Annotated in this window: 18 protein-coding genes and 1 pseudogene; 10 read left to right on the top strand and 9 right to left on the bottom strand. The window is 63.1% G+C overall.

Going from position 1 to position 13375, the window contains the following annotated elements:
- Positions 1 to 26: 26 nt before the first annotated feature.
- The 6 genes and pseudogenes from NKG99_RS21205 to NKG99_RS21180 all read right to left on the bottom strand — a co-directional run bounded on the left by NKG99_RS21205 (position 27) and on the right by NKG99_RS21180 (position 3778).
- Positions 27 to 377: a cupin domain-containing protein gene (locus NKG99_RS21205; protein WP_352870574.1), complete on the bottom strand. Its 351-nt coding sequence runs from the start codon at positions 375 to 377 to the stop codon at positions 27 to 29.
- A 2-nt stretch (positions 378 to 379) separates the two neighbouring features.
- The gene (locus tag NKG99_RS21200; RefSeq protein ID WP_024504598.1) at positions 380 to 1660 is read right to left on the bottom strand and encodes an O-acetylhomoserine aminocarboxypropyltransferase; all 1281 of its coding nucleotides are present in this window, start codon (positions 1658 to 1660) and stop codon (positions 380 to 382) included.
- A 146-nt stretch (positions 1661 to 1806) separates the two neighbouring features.
- On the bottom strand, positions 1807 to 2328 hold the full coding sequence (locus NKG99_RS21195) for a CoA-binding protein (RefSeq protein WP_352870573.1): 522 nt from the start codon (positions 2326 to 2328) through the stop codon (positions 1807 to 1809).
- Between the two features lie 52 nt (positions 2329 to 2380).
- A pseudogene (locus NKG99_RS21190) lies at positions 2381 to 2542 on the bottom strand (AAA family ATPase); the annotation flags it as partial.
- Positions 2542 to 2964 carry a VOC family protein gene (locus tag NKG99_RS21185; protein ID WP_352870572.1) on the bottom strand — a complete coding sequence of 141 codons (423 nt, stop codon included), beginning with the start codon at positions 2962 to 2964 and terminating at the stop codon, positions 2542 to 2544. The gene NKG99_RS21185 and the pseudogene NKG99_RS21190, both read right to left, overlap by 1 nt.
- 10 nt (positions 2965 to 2974) lie before the next feature.
- Positions 2975 to 3778, bottom strand: a complete 804-nt coding sequence (locus NKG99_RS21180; RefSeq protein WP_352870604.1) for an enoyl-CoA hydratase — start codon at positions 3776 to 3778, stop codon at positions 2975 to 2977.
- A 169-nt stretch (positions 3779 to 3947) separates the two neighbouring features.
- Between NKG99_RS21180 and NKG99_RS21175 the strand changes: the two genes are divergently transcribed.
- The 5 genes from NKG99_RS21175 (at position 3948) to rpsI (ending at position 6258) form a co-directional block, all read left to right on the top strand.
- A complete protein-coding gene (locus NKG99_RS21175) occupies positions 3948 to 4397 on the top strand; it encodes a PaaI family thioesterase (protein ID WP_352870571.1) in 450 nt (149 codons plus the stop codon).
- Between the two features lie 50 nt (positions 4398 to 4447).
- The gene (locus NKG99_RS21170; protein WP_352870603.1) at positions 4448 to 4633 is read left to right on the top strand and encodes a type II toxin-antitoxin system HicA family toxin; all 186 of its coding nucleotides are present in this window, start codon (positions 4448 to 4450) and stop codon (positions 4631 to 4633) included.
- Between the two features lie 20 nt (positions 4634 to 4653).
- Positions 4654 to 5052, top strand: coding sequence for a type II toxin-antitoxin system HicB family antitoxin (locus NKG99_RS21165; RefSeq protein WP_352870570.1), 399 nt, complete (start codon positions 4654 to 4656; stop codon positions 5050 to 5052).
- A gap of 257 nt (positions 5053 to 5309) precedes the next feature.
- Positions 5310 to 5774, top strand: a complete 465-nt coding sequence (gene rplM, locus NKG99_RS21160) for a 50S ribosomal protein L13 (protein WP_023759853.1) — start codon at positions 5310 to 5312, stop codon at positions 5772 to 5774.
- Between the two features lies 1 nt (position 5775).
- Complete coding sequence (rpsI, locus tag NKG99_RS21155; RefSeq protein ID WP_352870569.1) at positions 5776 to 6258, top strand: 30S ribosomal protein S9; 483 nt, start codon at positions 5776 to 5778, stop codon at positions 6256 to 6258.
- 222 nt (positions 6259 to 6480) lie between these two features.
- Here rpsI and NKG99_RS21150 read toward each other — a convergent pair whose 3' ends face one another.
- The gene (locus tag NKG99_RS21150; protein ID WP_352870568.1) at positions 6481 to 7380 is read right to left on the bottom strand and encodes a LysR family transcriptional regulator; all 900 of its coding nucleotides are present in this window, start codon (positions 7378 to 7380) and stop codon (positions 6481 to 6483) included.
- A gap of 91 nt (positions 7381 to 7471) precedes the next feature.
- Between NKG99_RS21150 and NKG99_RS21145 the strand changes: the two genes are divergently transcribed.
- Positions 7472 to 8344 carry an aldo/keto reductase family oxidoreductase gene (locus NKG99_RS21145; RefSeq protein WP_352870567.1) on the top strand — a complete coding sequence of 291 codons (873 nt, stop codon included), beginning with the start codon at positions 7472 to 7474 and terminating at the stop codon, positions 8342 to 8344.
- A 68-nt stretch (positions 8345 to 8412) separates the two neighbouring features.
- Here the strand turns inward: NKG99_RS21145 and NKG99_RS21140 are convergent, their stop codons facing one another.
- Positions 8413 to 9471, bottom strand: a complete 1059-nt coding sequence (locus NKG99_RS21140) for a glycerophosphodiester phosphodiesterase family protein (RefSeq protein WP_352870566.1) — start codon at positions 9469 to 9471, stop codon at positions 8413 to 8415.
- A 244-nt stretch (positions 9472 to 9715) separates the two neighbouring features.
- Between NKG99_RS21140 and speB the strand changes: the two genes are divergently transcribed.
- The 3 genes from speB to NKG99_RS21125 are packed head-to-tail and all read left to right on the top strand — an operon-like array spanning position 9716 to position 11832.
- Entirely contained in the window at positions 9716 to 10726 is a 1011-nt protein-coding gene (speB, locus tag NKG99_RS21135; protein WP_352870565.1) for an agmatinase, read from the top strand.
- A 30-nt stretch (positions 10727 to 10756) separates the two neighbouring features.
- Positions 10757 to 11683, top strand: coding sequence for an N-acetyl-gamma-glutamyl-phosphate reductase (gene argC / locus NKG99_RS21130; RefSeq protein ID WP_352870564.1), 927 nt, complete (start codon positions 10757 to 10759; stop codon positions 11681 to 11683).
- Positions 11683 to 11832: a hypothetical protein gene (locus NKG99_RS21125; RefSeq protein ID WP_352870563.1), complete on the top strand. Its 150-nt coding sequence runs from the start codon at positions 11683 to 11685 to the stop codon at positions 11830 to 11832. The genes argC and NKG99_RS21125 overlap by 1 nt, the downstream gene beginning before the upstream one ends.
- A gap of 26 nt (positions 11833 to 11858) precedes the next feature.
- Here the strand turns inward: NKG99_RS21125 and NKG99_RS21120 are convergent, their stop codons facing one another.
- On the bottom strand, positions 11859 to 12950 hold the full coding sequence (locus NKG99_RS21120; RefSeq protein WP_352870562.1) for a COX15/CtaA family protein: 1092 nt from the start codon (positions 12948 to 12950) through the stop codon (positions 11859 to 11861).
- Between the two features lie 196 nt (positions 12951 to 13146).
- On the opposite strand from NKG99_RS21120, the gene NKG99_RS21115 reads away from it, so the two are divergent.
- The gene (locus NKG99_RS21115) at positions 13147 to 13362 is read left to right on the top strand and encodes a DUF2842 domain-containing protein (RefSeq protein WP_023759866.1); all 216 of its coding nucleotides are present in this window, start codon (positions 13147 to 13149) and stop codon (positions 13360 to 13362) included.
- The last annotated feature ends 13 nt before the right edge of the window (positions 13363 to 13375 follow it).

The following is a 13375-nucleotide window of genomic DNA, read 5'->3' as shown; positions in this document are numbered from 1 at the left end:
CGCGTCGGCTGATCCAGCTTCGATGACTACAGCTTGATCACATACTCCTTGCGAGTCGTTTCAAGCACTTCCCAGCTGCCCCTGAAGCCGGGCCTCAGGACAAAACAGTCGCCGGTCTTGACGGTGCGCGCCTGCCCACCATCCTCCGCGATCACCGAAACGCCGGACAGTATGTGGCAGAACTCCCACTCGTCATAGACGATGCGCCACTTGCCGGGGGTCGATTCCCAGATGCCGGCATAGAGGCCGCCCTCCCGCTCCTCGACGTTCCAGGTGCGGAATTTCGGATCGCCCGAGATCAGGCGATCCGGCGCCGGTGCGCCCTGTTCAGCGTCGACAGCGTCGACGCCGATGGCGAGAAACTTCAACTCGGTCATGATCAGACCTTGGCAAGCGCCTGTTCGAGGTCGGCGACGATGTCGTTGACGTCCTCGATGCCGATCGACAGCCGTACCGTGTCCGGTCCTGCGCCGGCCTTGACCTTCTGTTCGTCGGAAAGCTGGCGGTGCGTGGTCGATGCCGGGTGGATGACCAGCGACTTGGTGTCGCCGACATTGGCGAGGTGCGAGAACAGTTCGAGCGCCTCGACGAATTTGACGCCGGCGTCATAGCCTCCCTTGAGAGCGAAGGTGAACACGGCGCCCGCGCCAAGCGGCGAATATTTCTTCTGCAGCGCGTTGTTCTTGTCGCTGGGCAGGCCTGGGTAATTAACCGAGGCAACCTTGGGGTGGTTGGACAGCCACGCAGCGACCGTCACGGCGTTGTCGCAGTGGCGCTGCATGCGCAGCGGCAAGGTCTCCAGGCCGGTCAGGATGAGGAAGGCGTTGAACGGCGAGATCGCCGGGCCGAGATCGCGCAGGCCGAGCACGCGCGCGGCAATGGCGAAAGCGAAATTGCCGAAGGTTTCGTGCAGAACGAGGCCGCCATATTCGGGGCGCGGTTCCGACAGCATCGGGTACTTGCCCGACTTCGACCAGTCGAAGGTGCCGCCATCGACGATGGCACCGCCGATCGAATTGCCGTGGCCGCCGATGAATTTGGTCAGCGAGTGGACGACGATGTCGGCGCCATGCTCGATCGGCCGGATCAGGTAGGGCGAGGCCAGCGTGTTGTCGACGATGAGCGGCAGGCCGTGCTTGCGCGCGATGTCGCCGATCTTCTCGATATCGACAAAGGTGCCGCCCGGATTGGCCAGGCTCTCGATGAAGATCGCCTTGGTCCGGTCGTCGATCTGGCTTTCGAAGGTCGAGATGTCGTTGGTGTCGGCCCAGCGCACCTCCCAGCCATAATTCTTGAAGGCATGGCCGAACTGGTTGATCGAACCGCCATAGAGCTTGTTGGCGGCGACGAAATTGTCACCCGGCTGCATCAGATTGTGGAACACGATCACCTGCGCCGCATGGCCGGAGGCGACCGCAAGAGCCGCAGTGCCGCCTTCGAGTGCCGCCATACGCTCTTCCAGCACCGCCTGCGTCGGATTCATGATGCGGGTGTAGATGTTGCCGAAGGCTTTTAGTCCGAACAGCGAGGCGGCATGGTCGGCATCGTCGAAGACGAAGGAGGTCGTCTGGTAGATCGGCGTGGCACGCGCGCCGGTCGCCGGGTCGGGCTTGGCGCCGGCGTGGACGGCGAGCGTATTGAAACCTGGCGTGCGGGTCACTGAAAACCTCCCTTTTTGAAACTCTTGAAATCGCCGGGCATTCTTGGCGAAGCCCGGGCGCGAATGCAAAGAAGAAAATGCCCTTCGGCAAGCGATCTACGGCCGAACGACGAGAAAATGCACCGGCCCGCGGAATAATTTTGCTTCTATTTCTGCCGCACGCCAAAACTCTGGAATCCGGAGCGCATCAGCGGCTTCTTCGACGACAGCACGCCGGAGTTGACGCCGGTCCAGCCGATCTCGCCGGACAGTTTGCCGTATTCGATCTTGGGGCAGCGGTTCATCACAACCTTGATGCCCGCAGCCTCGGCGCGCACGGCCGCCTCGTCATGGCGGACGCCAAGCTGCATCCAGATCACTTTCGGCAAGGGGTCGAGCCGCAACACCTCGTCGACGATGCCGGGCACCGCCGCTGGCGCGCGAAAGATGTCGACCATGTCGATCGGCTCCGGAATGTCGGCCAACCTAGCATAGGTCATCCGGCCGAGGATTTCCTTGCCGGCCTGGCCGGGATTGATCGGGAACACCTGATATCCCTTGGCCAGCAGATATTTCAGCACGAAATAGCTTGGCCGCACATCATTGGCGGATGCGCCGACCATGGCGATGGTCTTCACCGAGTTGAGGATGCCGGCGATGTAGGTGTTGTCGTAGCTATCGTGGTTCATGGCTCGTCCTCATACAACGCCTCGGCGAGAAAGCCATCCGGGTCGCATCATCGATAATGGTGATCGGCGTGGTGAATTCGAGTTCGAAGTCGTGGCCGCGAAACAGCGGCAGGTTCCAGGGGTATTTTTCCCAATCCTCGACCCGTGCGGGGTCGAGCAGGATGCGCTTGAGATAAGGTGCCTTGAGCCGCGTCAGCTGCTTGCGATGGGCCATCAGCCAGGCAGCGAAATCGTGCCGTCTTCCGCGATCGGAAAGGCCGGATTGTGCGCCACTTCCCAGACATGCCCGTCGGCATCGGCGAAATAGCCGTACCAGCCACCCCAGAAGGCGCGCCCAGCCGGCTTGACGATGCGGCCGCCGGCTTTCTCGGCCTTGGCAAGCACCTCGTCGACTTCAGCGTCGGAGCGGGTGTTGTAGGCGAGGTAAACAGCGGACGGCCCCTTGGCGAAGGCGATGCCGGAATCCTCTTCGGCGCTTTCGCGCGGGAACAGGCCGAGAATGACGCCGCCCATCTGGAAAAAGGCGACACCTTCGGTAATGCCGGCGTGACGGGTCAGCCCCATCGCTTCGTAGAAGCGCACCGCGCGGTCGAGATCGTCGGTGGCGATGGTGATGATGGAGATTCGCGGTTCCATGGTGATGCTCCTATTCGTCCGCCCACTCCGGCTTGCGCTTGCCGATGAAGGCGCCGATTCCTTCCTCCGCGTCGCGCGCAAGCATGTTCTCGACCATGACGCGGCCGGTATAGGCATAGGCATCCGCCAGCCCCATTTCGGCCTGCGCGTAAAAAGCCTCCTTGCCGGTTTTGACCACCAAAGATGATTTGGAAGCAATGGTTTGCGCATATTTGGTGACAATCTGATTCAGATATTCGCGCGGCACGACGCGGTTGACCAGACCGAACTCCTTGGCGGTCGCCGCATCGATCGTCTCGCCGGTCAACAGCATCTCCATCGCATGCTTGCGCGAAACGTTGCGCGACAGCGCCACCATCGGCGTCGAGCAGAACAGGCCGATGTTGACGCCCGGCGTGCAGAAGGTCGCCTCATGCGATGCGATCGCCAGATCGCAGCTGGCGACCAGTTGCAGCCCGGCGGCGGTGGCTAGGCCATCGACTTCGGCAATCACCGGCAGGGGATGACGCACGATCGCCTGCATGAGCGCGGCACAAGCCGCGAACGTCTCTTCGAAGAAGGCCTTGCCGCGATCGGCATCGGCGCGTCGCGCGGTCATTTCCTTGAGGTCATGGCCGGCGCAGAAAACCTTGCCGGCCGCCGACAAAACGATGACGCGAACGGCCTTGTCGGCCCTGGCGCGCTCGAACTCCGCCGTCAGCGCCGCCATCACCGCCAGCGACAGCGCATTGGCGGGCGGATTGGCGAGGGTCAGGCGCAGCACGCCCTTGTCCAGTTTTGCGGCAACCGGACCGTCGACGGCAGCAGGCTTGATGGCAAGTGATTTCGGCCATGGATGAGGTCTCCGCGATTCCGCTCGGGGCAGGCACAGTATCTAATACCGGATCGGGTTTCGTCCAACACCGATCGCTTGCGCCAAGGGAGGAAGGTTGCCAGAAATGCCGTGCGCGCTGATACAGGCATGCACAAAACGAGAGGCCGACATGCCCGCCCATTCCAATCTTAAGCCGGTACTGACCGCACAAAAAGTCAACGCGCTGATGGAGACCGTCTATCCGCAGCTCAACGAGCAGTTCAGATATTACGAGACGATCGACGTGTTCCCGGGCGGCTGTATTGTCCGGCTCAATGCCGGCGAGCGGCATCTGCGTCCCGGCGGCACGGTGTCCGGCCCCTCGCTGTTCACGCTGGCCGACATCGGTGGGTATGTCTGCGTGCTGTCGCATGCCGGACCGGATGCGCTCTCGGTCACCACCAATCTCAACATCAATTTCGTCCGCAAGGCCGAGGCCGGGCCGATCGATGGCCACTGCCGCATCCTGAAGCTGGGAAAGAGCCTGATGGTGTTCGACATCGACATCGTCGCCGGCCCGGACGGACACACGATCGCGCACGCCATGGGCACCTATTCGATCCCGCCGAAGCGATCCTGAAGATTGAATTTTCCTTCGATGTGTATATATATGCGCATAGGTGACTTTTGCTGGAACGTGACAGCCGTAAGATCGTAAAGCGTCTCAGGGAGGAGGGGTTCGAGCTGATTTCCGTGCGCGGCTCGCACCACAAATTCCGGAAGGGCGGGATCGTGTTGATTGTTCCGCATCCCGAGAAAGATCTGCCAACCGGCACTGCTCGCGCGATCGCCAAGCAAGCTGGTTGGATCAAATAGGCTGACGCCCGGAGACCGCAATGAAGAACTATTTCGCCTTGGTCGACAAAGACCCCGATAGCGCTTTCGGCATCCGCTTTCCCGACATTCCCGGCTGCTTTTCGGCTGCGGACGCGGCGGAAGACATCTTGCCCAATGCCGTTGAAGCCTTGCAATTGTGGGCGGAGGATATGCCCGTTCCCGAACCGTCCAGCCACGAAGCGATTGTCGCCCGCCCCGATATACGCAACGCGCTTGCCGAAGGCGGTTACTTGGTCTCGGTGCCGCTCATCGACAATGACAGCGCGGTCGTCCGGGCGAACGTCACTTTCGAGCGCGGTGTTTTGCGGGCGATCGACGCCGCCGCCCGTGAGCGCGGCATTACACGATCAGCCTTCCTTTCCAGCGCCGCTCGGAGGGAAATCGAGGCAAAGCACTGAGACTGCCCCAGACAAGCGGTCGCAGATCGGTGTGGTAAAATAATACCTTTTTCCCAAGCCTTTGTTTTTGCTGCGCTTTGCCTGGTATTCTCCTTTTCACGTGCCTTGACGCCACAACCACCCTCGCCTATAAGCCCTCACGAAGCAGCGGCCCGCAAAGGCCGCCGTTTTGTTATTGGCGGCGGGCAAGCGCTTTTCGCCAATCCAAGCAACAAGAAACGCCTTCCCCGTGAAGGTCAGAACCGAGAGCAGAAAACATGACAACCTTTTCGCAGAAGCCTGCGGATGTGGTGAAGAAGTGGATCCTGATCGACGCCGAAGGTCTCGTCGTCGGTCGTCTCGCCACTGTCATCGCCAATCATCTTCGCGGCAAGCACAAGCCGACCTTCACCCCGCATGTCGACGACGGCGACAACGTCATCGTCATCAATGCCGACAAGGTGGTGTTCACCGGCAAGAAGTTCACCGACAAGGTCTATTACTGGCACACCGGCCACCCCGGCGGCATCAAGGAGCGCACCGCGCGCCAGCTGCTCGAGGGCCGTTTCCCCGAGCGTGTCGTCGAGAAGGCCGTTGAGCGCATGGTGCCGCGTGGCCCGCTCGGCCGTCGCCAGATGAAGAACCTGCGCGTCTATGCAGGTGCCGAGCATCCGCATGTCGCCCAGCAGCCCCAGGTTCTCGACGTGGCCAAGCTGAATTCCAAGAACAAGAAGGTCGCATAAGATGGCTGAGCTTTCCTCGCTCGCAGAATTGGGCACCGCCACCGGCAACACCAATACGCAGCCGGCCGCCCCCGTCCACGTCCAGAAGCTCGACAAGTCGGGCCGCGCCTATGCCACCGGCAAGCGCAAGAACGCCATCGCGCGTGTCTGGGTGAAGCCCGGCTCGGGCAAGATCATCGTCAACGACAAGGAATTCGCGACCTATTTCGCGCGCCCGGTCCTGCAGATGATCCTCAACCAGCCGATCATCGCCTCGAACCGTTCGGGCCAGTACGACATCGTCGCCACTGTCGTCGGCGGCGGCCTCTCCGGCCAGGCCGGCGCCGTGCGCCACGGCATCTCCAAGGCGCTGACCTACTACGAGCCGACGCTGCGCGCCGTGCTCAAGAAGGGTGGCTTCCTGACCCGCGACAGCCGCGTCGTCGAGCGCAAGAAGTACGGCAAGGCGAAAGCCCGTCGCAGCTTCCAGTTCTCGAAGCGCTAAGCCACCGCCGCTTCAGACAATCGAAAGGCCGCCTCCGGGCGGCCTTTTGCCGTTGGGGCTCGGCAGTCACCCCACCCGCGCCTTCGGCGCGACCTCGCCATCAAGGGGAGGTAGAAGAGCGCGGCGCTATAGCTCCCCTCGATGGGACCTCGATGGGGAGGTCGGCGCGTAGCGCCGGGGCGGGGTGATGGCGCGGGCGCAGGTCATGCCTGGCGCCAGCTCTCAGGTTCTGCCGCCCTTGATGAAATCGATGAACGCTCGTAGCGGGGCCGGCACCAGGCGCCGACCGGGATAATACAGAAACGGTCCGGGAAAACTCGGCCACCACGGTTCGAGAATGGGCTCAAGCGCGCCGCTGTCGAAGTAAGGGCGAAGCCAGCCCTCGAAGAGGCCGATGACGCCGGTGCCGGCGATGGCCGCATCGACGGCAAGATCGGTCGCCCCGCCGATCCGCACGATCAATGGCCCCGTCGGATCGACCCGGACCACCTCACCGTCGCGCTCGAATTCCCAAGGCAGCATCGCACCGCTGGCAAAGCGGCCGCGCACGCAAGAATGGCTGAGCAGATCGCTCGGGTGTTCGGGCCGCCCATGGCGATCGAGATAGGCAGGGCTGGCGGCGGTGGCGAAATGCTGCACGCGCGGCCCGATCGGCACCGCGATCATGTCCTGCTCCAGCCGCTCGTCGTAACGGATGCCGGCGTCGCACCCGGCCGCGAGTACGTCGACAAAGTTCTCGTCGGCGATCACCTCCAGCCGGATGCCGGGATAGGCGGCGAGGAAATCCGGCACGATGTCGGGCAATATCAGCCGCGCCGCGCTCACCGGCACGTTGAGCCGCAACGAGCCCGCCGGCCTGTCGCGAAACCCGTTCACCACGTCCAGCGCCGCCTCGACCTCCGACAGCGCCGGGCCGAGCCGTTCCAGCAGGCTGAGGCCCGCCTCGGTCGGGACAACGCTGCGCGTCGTGCGGTTGAACAGCCTGACACCGAGCTGTGTCTCGAGGCGACGCACCGCCTCGCTCAAACCTGAGGCGCTGCCGCCGCTGGCCCGCGGGCGCGCGCGTAAGCCGCCGGCGCGCGCCACCGCCACGAAGGCGTTCAGATCACTGAGGTCCATCATTGTTCGCAATTCCGCACAGCCCGTGTGGATAGTAGCCGATTATCATAGGATTGAGCAGGGCCTATCTCTGCCTCCTCAAAGGAGATCAATCATGTCCAACATTCAACAGGCCGGCACCTTCACCCTTGGCAGCCACACCGTAAAGCGGCTCGGCTATGGCGCCATGCAGCTCGCCGGACCCGGCGTGTTCGGGCCGCCGAAGGACCATGACGCGGCATTGGCCGTGCTACGCGACGCCGTGGCGCAAGGGGTCGATCATATCGATACCAGCGACTTCTACGGTCCGCACGTCACCAACCTTCTGATCCGTGAGGCGCTATCACCCTACCCTGACGATCTGGTCATCGTCACCAAGATCGGCGCCCGCCGCGGCACGGATGGATCGTGGTTGCCGGCCTTCTCTCCCCAAGCGTTGTCCCAGGCGGTGCATGACAATCTAAGCAATCTCGGGCTCGAAGTGCTGGATGTGGTCAATTTGCGCATCATGTTCGACCCCCACGGTCCCGCCGAAGGATCGATCGAAGCGCCGCTCACCGTGCTGGCCGAGCTTCAACAAAAGGGGCTTGTCAGGCATATCGGACTGAGCAACGTGACGGCTGCGCAAATCGAGGAAGGACGTAGGATCGCCGAGATCGTCTGCGTGCAGAACCAGTACAATCTGGCGCATCGCGACGACGATGCCTTGATCGATGATCTTGCCCGCGACGGTATCGCCTATGTGCCGTTCTTTCCGCTCGGCGGCTTCAACCCGCTGCAGTCTTCGACGCTGTCCGATGTGGCGAAGCGCCTCGGCGCCACCCCGATGCAGGTCGCGCTCGCCTGGCTGCTGCACCGCGCGCCCAATATCCTGCTGATCCCCGGTACATCGTCTGTCGGGCATCTCAGGGAGAACCTCGCTGCTGCCGAACTGATGCTTTCGGACGACGTGCTCAGGAAATTGGATGGCATAGCGATGGCTGCTTGAGGGCGGGCGACCCACTGGGGAGCAAGGCCTTCCTGTTAGGGCTCGGCAGTCACCCGGCGCCAGCGTTCCTAATTGATACTTGCCGTATTCGCCGGCTCAACCGGCCGCGCCTTGTCGGCATAGGGAACACGAAAACCGTTGACCGCCAGCCAGTCGATGGCTGCCTTCGGTTCGTCGGTCTGGATGATGGTGGCGCCGCGATCGGCCCAAAAACCCCAGCTTTCGCGCGGCAGGCTGGCCTGCACAGCCAGTTCGTCGCCGCGGCCGCCGGCCAGGAAGCCGCCCGGCTTGTTGACGATGGCGTAGGTATCGGCCCAGATGTGCCAATTGCCCCTCGCCGCGGCCGCGCGCATGCGCGTGCTGAACAGCGGTCCGCCGGCCTCGGTCAGCGTCTCGGCGCCCGCCCGCCAGTTGATCAACTCGATCGCGCGCGGTGAGAAGGCGTGGTCGACCGTCTCGGCGAAACCGGCATCGTGCACCGCGTCATCGGCGATGATCGGCATGAACTGGAAGCCGCCGCCGATGGCGCCCATGGCGGCCTTGACCGTTGAAATCCGGGTGGAGTTCCACAGGTTCTCCTTGACGATGACCTGCTCGGCCATGCCGAGATCGCGAGCGACCGCGATCATGCCCGAGAGATCGCCAACGTCGAGCTTGTTATCCAGGTTGATGAGGATCCTGTCTCGGGTCGCCATCAGCATCTCGCGCAACGTCGAAACCGTTTCATCGGTGACGACGCCGGTGCCCTCGACCACCAGCCGGCAGGTCTTCAGTTCGGCCAGCGTGCGCTTGACCACCTCGCCCTTGCAGGTCGTGGTGCGGTCAAGCCAGCTGTCATGCATGACGACGAACTCGCCATCCTTCGAGCGCCTGATGTCGACCTCGACGATCTCCGCGCCCATGGCGATCGAGCCTTCCACGGCGGCAATCGAATTTTCCGCATAGAGCGTCTTGCCGGCCTGCATGCTGCCGGCGCGATGCGCGGCCACCATCACGTGGTCGCGCCACTGGTTGGCATGCTCGAAGCGGTCGAGTATCTGTCTGGCGCGGGTCTCGCCGGCCAAGGCCTGGCCAGCGGCGGCCGCAAGTGCCGCGGAAAACAAAAGGCTCAGCCAGAGGGTCCGCATCGAGAATCGCTCCTTGCCGGATCGAAACCCGGATAGGCGATGCCCGTGACATCTCGGTGAACGAAGCCGGCTAGCGGAACGCGTCAGATGCGTTTCGAGAGCCGGCGGAACCAAGCCATGGCCGGCATATCAATGAGGCGCCACGTGCACTCGCGCAGCACCATTCCGTCTCGCCAAGCTGTGACTGGCATCTTCCGTGCCGCTTCTGTAGTTGTTGCACCCCGATGAAAAACGAGGATCCGTAATGGCGAACAACAACATCGACAACGCCTTCACCGCCCGTTCCAAGACGGGCGCCGCATTCGAGCCGACCTATTCCGGCGCGCTGTCGTTCATGCGGCGCAAATACACGAAGGACGTGAAGGGCGCGGACGCGGTGGTGTGGGGCATTCCTTTCGACGCCGCCGTCACCAACCGGCCCGGCGCCCGTTTCGGGCCGCAGGCGATTCGCCGCGCCTCTGCGATCCTCGACAACGACCCGCAATATCCGTTTTCACGCGATCTGTTCGAGCATCTGGCGGTCGTCGACTATGGCGATTGCCTGCTCGACTTCGGTAATCACCAGAAGACGCCCGGTACGATCGAACGCGAAGCGGCGAAGATCCTCAAATCAGGGTCCTTCCTGCTGACGCTCGGCGGCGACCATTTCGTCACCTGGCCGCTGCTCAAGGCGCATGCCGCCATCCATGGCCCGCTCGCCCTGGTGCAGTTCGACGCGCATCAGGACACCTGGCCGGACGACGGCAAGCGCATCGACCATGGTTCCTTCGTCGGCCGCGCCGTCAAGGAAGGCATCATCGATCCAGATCGCTCGATCCAGATCGGGATCCGCACTCATGCGCCCGACACGTTCGGCATCAAGATCCTCTATGGCCATGAAATCGAGGAGATGCGGGCGTCCGATATCGCCTACGCCATCGTCGACCGCACCGGCGGCAAGAAGACCTATCTCACCTTCGACATCGACTGCCTCGATCCGGCCTATGCGCCGGGAACCGGCACGCCGGTTGCCGGCGGGCCGTCGTCGGCGAAGATCCTGTCGACGCTGCGCCAGCTCACCCAGATCGATATTGTCGGCGCCGATGTCGTAGAGGTTGCGCCGGCCTATGATCACGCCGATATAACGGCGATCGCCGGCTCGATGGTGGCCATGCAATATCTCGGCCTGCTGGCGGAGCGGAAGGCCCGGCTTGAAGAGTTGAACAACAACGGCAGCCACAACGGTGCCGCGGTGAATCAAGGTCAGGGCATATAGTCTTGAAATATCAGGGAATTTGATCGATCCATGAAACCGAAAATCTTCATCGACGGCGAACACGGCACCACCGGTCTGCAGATCCGGGCGCTGCTTGCCGAGCGCGGCGACCTGGAGATCATCTCCATTCCGACCGAGCGCCGCAAGGAAACAGCCGCGCGCGCCGAGTTCCTCAATGCCGCCGATGTCGCGATCCTGTGCCTGCCCGACGATGCGGCGAAGGAGAGCGTCTCGCTGATTGCCAACGACACCACCAAGGTCATCGATGCGTCGACCGCGCATCGCGTGGCGGAAGGCTGGGCGTATGGTTTCGCCGAAATGGACAAGACGCAGGCGAAGACAATTGCCTCGGCAAAGCGCGTCGCCAACCCCGGCTGCTGGCCGCAGGGACCGATCGCCACGCTGCGGCCGCTGGTCACCGCCGGCCTGCTGCCGGCGGACTTCCCGATCACCGTCAACGGCATTTCGGGCTATTCGGGCGGCGGACGGCCGATGATCGAGGACTATGTCGCCAAGGGCGAGGACGCCTCGGAATTCCTGCCCTATGGCCTCACCTTGCAGCACAAGCACGTGCCGGAACTCAGGGCCTATGCCAGGCTGTCGCATGATCCGATCATGCAGCCGGCGGTCGGCAATTTCGCGCAAGGCATGATCACGGTCGTGCCATTGCAACTCGGCGGCCTCGACCATGTGCCGACGGGTGCGGAGCTGCAAGCGGCGATCGCCGACCATTTCGCCGCCATCAAGGGCGGCGTGGTCGAGGTGGCGCCCTATGTGCACCTGGAGCGCATGCCGGAGATCGATCCGGAAATCTATAACGGCACCAACCGGATGAAGGTCTACGTCTTCGCCAACGACAAACGGGCGCAGGCCCTGCTGCTGGCGGTCTATGACAATCTCGGCAAGGGTGCCTCGGGTGCCGCCGTCCAGAACATGGACCTGATGCTCGGCCTCTGATGGATGCGCCAGCCTTTCCGGCGCGCTGGAAGGTCAGCGCGCCCGAATTCATTGCCGAGACGGCCACGGCATGCTGCTCGTTTGAACATGTCGTCTTCTCGACGTCGAATTCCGCCTGCCGCAACGCCGCGGCGGACGGTGCGGATTGAATTCTGACTGGCCGATCGGCTCGGGATCAGCTCCTGAGCGCGATTTCGTGCCGCAAGGGATAGGCGCCCTTGGTGCCGCGCCAATGCGCTGATGCAAAGCCCAACACGATGAGCGCAAACCCCTGATGGGTCAGCGCCATATGCAGCGGCACATGCATCAGCAGCGTGCCGATGCCGATCGAGGCCTGCACCAGCACCAGCAGAAACAGCAACGTCGCACGGCGGGCATGGGTTGAGCCTGGCAGCCTCCGGCGCGTGGCGATCACGTGCCACAGGGCCACGATGAACACCGTGTAGGCACCGAGCCGATGCACGAACTGCACCGTCTTCGGGCTTTCGAAGAAGTTGCGCCATGCCGGCTCGAGCAGCAAGAGATCGCCCGGGATGATCTTGCCGTCCATCAGCGGCCAGGTGTTGTAGCTCAGGCCAGCATCGAGCCCGGCGACCAGGCCGCCGAGATAAATCTGGATCAGCGCCAGAAACACGATGAAACCGGCCAGCCTCTGCGTCGACCGATCGGCGGCGGGTTCGGAATGCGGCGCCAGTCCGCGCGCCACGACCATGGTCGCGGTGAAGATCAGCGCGGCGAGTGTCAGATGGGTGGCCAGACGGTACTGGCTGACCGAGACCCGGTCGATCAGTCCCGAGGCCACCATCCACCAGCCGATGGCGCCCTGCAGGCCGATAAGCAGGAGGATGCCGGCGAGTTTCGGCCCCAGGCCACGCTCTATGCGGCGCGTTGTCCAGAAAAACAGCAGCGGCAAGGCAAAGACCAGGCCGACGCCGCGCGCCAGGATGCGGTGCGCCCACTCCCACCAGAAGATCGACTTGAACGCCTCAATGCTCATGCCCTTGTTGAGCTCGGCATATTGCGGGATCTGCTGGTAGAGCTGGAATTCCTCTTGCCACTCGGCGTCGTTGAGCGGCGGTATGACGCCATGGATCGGCTTCCATTGCGTAATCGACAGGCCGGAATCGGTCAGCCTGGTGGCGCCGCCGACCAGCACAAGCGCAAACAGCATCACCACCACCACATAGAGCCAGCCGCGCAGCAGCGCCCGATTGTGGAGGTCGCGGTCGCGGGCCACAAATGGCGCGGCAGCTGGTATGGCAGCCATGGTCTTGTCCCGGCAGGTTGGTTTGGCGGATTGGTGGACCATCGCTCTCGTGCTGGCAAGGCCATGCGGCGCGGCACGCCGTCGCGCCGCGTCTCACCGGTTGCACAGCTTCGCGCCAGGGCCTATGCGAGGCCAACACTCAGAGGTTGCCCGGTCCCTTGTCCGAGTTGCCGGCATCCTCGACAGGAGACCAATCATGCCCCTGCGCCTGAAAAAGCTGATCGGAATGTTTCTGCTGATTGCGCTGGTCATCATCTATGCGCTGGTCGCATCGATCTTCGCGGTCGCCCAGCTGTCGGAGTCGGGCCCGTGGGTGCATTTTCTGTTCTTCCTGCTCAGCGGCCTGCTCTGGGTGCTGCCGGCGATGGGCATCATCAAATGGCTGATGCTGGAGCCGCGGGCCAAGCGCTAAGCGGAACCCGTCA

This window comes from Mesorhizobium sp. M1409 (genome assembly GCF_040317535.1).
GTDB lineage: Bacteria > Pseudomonadota > Alphaproteobacteria > Rhizobiales > Rhizobiaceae > Mesorhizobium.
The sequence above is the reverse complement of the archived record's forward strand: the minus strand, read 5'-3'. Positions and strand labels throughout refer to the sequence as shown.